Consider the following 5,115-nt stretch of genomic DNA (forward strand, 5'->3'; position numbering starts at 1 on the left):
GCCTCGACGACGATAGTATCGTTTCCGCTGCCGCCGTTGACGGTGTCGTCGCCGTTTCCACCTGACAGCGTGTCGTTGCCGCCGCGACCGTTAATGACGTCGTCGCCGTCATTGCCGATGAGGGTGTTGCAGGCCTCGTCGCCGGAGAGCTGGTCGTCACCGGCGCCGGCGATGACGGCCTCGATGCCGTCGAGCGTATCGGCGCCGATCTCATCGCCTTCGGCGGTGCCGTCTTCGAGATCGACGATGATGGTTTTGGTCGTGGCGCTGGCATCGAGCGTGTCGAAGCCGTCGCCGCCCTCGTAGATGTCGTTGCCGTCGTGGCCGGCCTGGTCGTCGTCGCAGGCATCGCCCTCTCCGGTCGGTGCTTCGACGAGGATGGTATCGTCGCCATCGCCGCCCTTGACGGTGTCGCGACCATGGCCGCCTGCAAGCGTGTCGTCGCCGTCGCGGCCGTCGAGAATGTCGTTGCCGTCCTTGCCGAGAAGCGTGTTGTCGTGGCTGTCGCCCAAGATCTGGTCGTCGCCCGCGCCTGATATCACCGCCTCGATGCCGTCGAGCGTGTCGGAGCCGATCTCCTCGCCCGTCGCCGTGCCCTCGTCGAGATCGACGACGATGGTTTTGGTGGTGGTGCCGGCATCGAGCGTGTCGAAACCGCTGCCGCCGGAATAGTGATCGTCGCCGTCGTCCTGGCTTGCGGTCGCCGGTGTCGCTTCGGCCTTTCGGATCTCCTCGCTGGTGCGGCCGGTGACGATGACGTCGTTGCCGGCGCCGGCAAGCACCGTGTCGTTGCCGCTGCCGCCGGTGAGGATGTCTTCCTCAGTACCGCCATCGAGCAGATCGTTGCCGGCATCGCCGTCGAGGATGTCTTTGCCATCCTCGCCGAACAGCCGGTCATGGCCGGAGCCGCCCGAGAGATAATCGTCGCCGCTCTCGCCGATCAGGATGTCGTCGCCCGCCTCGCCATAGAGCTGGTCGTTGCCGGCGCCGCCGAACAGCATGTCGTTGCCATTGCCGCCGAACAGCCGGTCATGACCCGCCTCGCCATGGATGACGTCGTCGCCGTCGCCGCCCATCAGCGTGTCGCTGCCGCTGCCGCCGAGGATCAGGTCGTCGTCCTCGCGGCCATAGACGATGTCGTCGCCGCCAAGGGCGGCGATGATGTCGGGGCGCGGCGTGCCGACGATGACGTCGGGTCCGTCGGTGCCCTCGATCTCGTGCGCCGGCCAGTCGAGAAGGGCCAGCAGCGCGCCATTGGCAACACTACCGCTGCCGTCCGACACGGTATAGCTGAAGGTGATCTCGCCGAGCGCGCCGCGCTCGGGCGTATAGAGCCACATGCCGTCGGAATAGGCGCGCACCGAACCGGACGAGACCGTCAGATTGGCGATCGTCAGCCGGTCACCGTCGGGATCGAGCGTGTTGGCGAGCAGATCGTCGAGCAGCACGATCGCCGACAGGTTCATGAAGCCGTTGGCAAGGATGTTGCGGCCGGTGACCACCGGCAGCCGGTTGGTGCGGGTGCTGCCGTCGTCGTCATCGTCATCATCGTCGTCGCCGCCGTTGTTGCCACCGCCGTTGTTGCCGCCACCATTGTTGCCGCCATTGCCGTCGTCATCGTCGTCGTCGTCATCGCGACCGCCTGATGACGGCAGGTTGCCGAAGGACGACAGTCTGGGGAAATCGAAGTCCGGCAGCGTGTTGTCGTTGGCCGAGCGGGTCGAGGGCTGGAACGGCCTGCTGTCGATCATACCGGTGTCGGGACGGCCGTCGTCGAAGGACAGCCGCACCGAGGCGCGCAGCCGGCCGGTTACCGTCGCAACCGTGCCGGTCGTCAGCGCGAAGTCGGCCATCAGTTCGCGGAAGTAGTCGGCGACATCCTCGACGACATCGAGCGCACCGGCCAGATCCGGCCCGGTTGGCTGTTCGGCTTCCGGCGCAATCGCCTGGTCGTCGCCAAGCGGCTGATGCGGCGGCGTATTGCCGCCGGCCTCGTCACGGCTTGCAAACACCGAGCCGAGACCACCCAGAAACAGCGCCGACAACAGCAGGCGGCCACGCTTGCGCTCCGGCCTGTCGGCGATCTCGTAACGGTTCATCGGCGCGACCGCCTGCTGGCTGTCGGGTCGCTTCAGGATGAGCTTGTCGTCCATGACATCCTCCTTGGCCGGCGCCGGCTCCGATACCGGAGGTTCCGCGTGCGCCCTTGCCTGGTGTCGTTCCTTGGCATCTGCTCGGATCGGCCGCCCGACGGCGGCCGATCCCGGCAACAGGCCGGCCGGCTATTCCGCCGGCACCCGTTGCGGCTGGCCCATCGCCTGGTTCATGCCGGCGGCATCGGCCCTGCGGTTCTTCTCCACCACCAGCGGCCGCATCTTCTGCGACGGCAGGATCTCCTCCTTCGGTCCGAAGGCGACGAGCCTGCCCGCCTGCACCAGGCCGATCATGTCGACCGTCTGCAGCGCGCTTGGGCGATGGGCGACGATGACGACGATGCCGCCGCGCTCGCGCACCTTGAGGATGGCCTGGCAGAGCGCCTCTTCCCCTTCCGCGTCGAGGTTGGAGTTCGGCTCGTCGAGCACCACGAGAAAGGGATCCCCGTAGAGTGCACGTGCCAGGGCAATGCGTTGCCGCTGGCCTGCGGACAGTGCGGTTCCATGAGGACCAAGTTCGGTCTGGTAGCCGTTCGGCAGGTGCACGATCATCTCGTGGATGCCGGCGGCCTTGGCGGCGTGGATGATGGCGCGCGCATTCGGCGCCTCGGCAAAACGCGAGATGTTGTCCGACACCGTGCCGTCCATCAGCGCCACGTCCTGCGGCAGGTAGCCGACATGCCGGTTGAACAGCGTCTCGGGCCATTGGTTGAGATCGGCGCCGTCGATGCGCACCGCCCCGCGCAGGACCGGCCAGATGCCGAGCATGGCGCGCGCCAGCGTCGTCTTGCCGCCGCCCGACGGGCCGATCAGCCCCAGCGCCTGCCCGGCCTTCAGTTCCAGGCTCACTTCGCTCAACAGCACCGCTCCGGTCGACGGCGCCACCGTCGTCACCTTGTCGAGCGACAGGCTTGTCGTCGGCGCCGGCAGGTCGAGGCTGCCTGCGCGCTCGTCGAGCACGCCGAGCGTCTCGTTCAGGCGATGATAGCTGCGTCTGGCCGCCACCACGCCCTTCCATTGCGCGATCGCCATGTCGACCGGTGCCAGAGCCCGCGCCGTCACGATCGACGAGGCGATGATCGAGCCGGCCGACATCTGCCCGCGGATCGCCAGATAGGCGCCGAGCCCGAGGATCGCCGACTGCAGGATCATGCGCAGCACCTTCGACAGGCCCGACAGCGTGCCGCCGATATCCGACGTCTTGGTCTGGCAGTCGAGATGGCGGCGGTTGGCCTTCTCGAAGCGGTCGACCGCCCGCCCGGTCATGCCCATGGCGTGCAGCACGTCGCTGTTGCGGGCATTGCTTTCCGCCACCGAACTGCGCGCCACCGACGCCTTGATCATCGAATTGGAATGGCGCCGGGTCAGTACCTCGGCAATGATCGTCAGCACCGCCAGCACCAGCGCGCCGCCGAGCGTGAGATAACCGAGCATCGGGTGCAGGAGCCAGACGAAGGCGAGATAGATCGGGATCCACGGCAGGTCGAACAGCGCCACCGGTCCCTGGCTCGACAGGAACCCGCGCAGCGTGTCGACGTCGCGGCCACGCTCGGTCGCCTCCGCCGTCGAATAGCCGAACCGCGGCATCTCGATCACCACCTTGTGGGCAAGCGGCGCCAGTTCGCTGTCGAGCCGGGCGCCGAGGCGCACCAGGATCTGCGAGCGGATGACGTCGAACAGGCCCTGGAACAGGTAGAGCCCGACCGCCAGCACCGACAACGCCACCAGCGTGGAGATGCTGCCGCTGGTCAGCGCCCGATCATAGATCTGCAGCATGTAGAAGGCGCCGGTCAGCGCCAGGATGTTGATCAGGCCGGAAAGGCCGAAGAGATAGATCAGGATACCGCGCATGCCGCCGATCTTGTGTTGCGGCTCTTTGTTCTTGCTCATGATGAGATCCCCTTTTGTCCGCCCGCATCAGGTCCCGGCCGGCGACCCGCCGGCCGGGAAGGCCTGTTCATCGTCAGGAGACGCCGTTGAAGTCGGCGGCCTTGAGGTTGTGCGTGCCGGCGACCGCCAGCTCGAAGTCGGCATCCGGGTCGGCGTCGACGCTGCCGCGGATGACGGTGACGTCCTCGCCGTCGCGGGTCTCGTGCGTCACCACGATCTGGCCGGCGCCCGAGAGCGTCGTTCCGGCCGATAGCGTGAAGTGCTGCAGGCCCGCCTGTCCGGTGTTGGCGTCGATCGAGGAGAAGTCGATCCGGTCTCCCGGCGCAAAGCCGTAGATCGTGTCGCCGTCGGCCGCTGCCACCGAGGTGAAGCGGAAGACGTCGTCGCCAAGCCCGCCGTCGATGACGTTGACGGCATTGGACGCGGTGATCACGTCATGGCCCGAGCCGCCGATGAAGTTCTCGAAGCCGTAGACCGTGTCGGTGCCGACCTCGACGCCCGAGACCTGGCCACGGCCCATGAAGCCGTTACCGAGATCCACCGTCAGGTTGCCGGTCGCCGTGGAGTAGTCGAGCGTATCGCTGCCCTCGCCGCCCCAGTAGCTGTCGTCGCCGTCGCCCTTGGTGGCGAGCACGATGTCGTCGCCGGCACCGCCCCAGGCCTTGTCGGCCCCTGCCCCGCCTTCGATGACGTCGTTGCCGGCATCACCATAGATCAGGTCGTCGCCGCCATTGCCAAACAGCATGTCGGCACCGGCGCCACCATGGATCTCGTCGTCGCCCGAGCCACCCGAGGCGACGTCATCGCCGTCACCACCAGACAGCACGTCGTCGCCGTCCTCGCCGCGCAGCACGTCGCTGCCCGCATCCCCCGACAGGATGTCGCCACCGCCGCCGCCCAGAAGCACGTCGGCCAAGGCAGCACCCAACAAAACATCCGCTTGAGACGTGCCGATCAGCGTGCGCGCCGCAACCGGCAGCGGCGTTTCGCCACCATCGCCATCGCCAGAGCCATTCCCGTCGCCGTCGCCGGAGCCGCAGGTGTCGTCATCGTCGTCGTCACCACCATGATC

Annotated in this window: 3 protein-coding genes; all 3 read right to left on the reverse strand. The window is 67.4% G+C overall.

The genetic code is table 11. The annotated features are described in order from the left end of the window. The coding region (locus RTP54_RS30965) for a cadherin-like domain-containing protein (protein ID WP_312367896.1) at positions 1 to 2,153 on the reverse strand (2,153 nt) is incomplete at its 3' end. A 129-nt stretch (positions 2,154 to 2,282) separates the two neighbouring features. After that, on the reverse strand, positions 2,283 to 4,043 hold the full coding sequence (locus RTP54_RS30970; RefSeq protein ID WP_112818680.1) for a type I secretion system permease/ATPase: 1,761 nt from the start codon (positions 4,041 to 4,043) through the stop codon (positions 2,283 to 2,285). A gap of 73 nt (positions 4,044 to 4,116) precedes the next feature. Next, a partial coding sequence (locus RTP54_RS30975) for a M10 family metallopeptidase C-terminal domain-containing protein (protein WP_312367897.1) occupies positions 4,117 to 5,115 on the reverse strand: 999 nt, incomplete at its 5' end.

It is taken from the genome of Ensifer sp., from assembly GCF_031989085.1.
In the GTDB taxonomy this organism is placed as follows: domain Bacteria; phylum Pseudomonadota; class Alphaproteobacteria; order Rhizobiales; family Rhizobiaceae; genus Ensifer.

Coding starts and splice junctions, on each gene's coding strand:
- RTP54_RS30970 (WP_112818680.1), bottom strand. CDS start 4,043: ATGAGCAAGAACAAAGAGCCGCAACACAAGATCGGCGGCATGCGCGGT.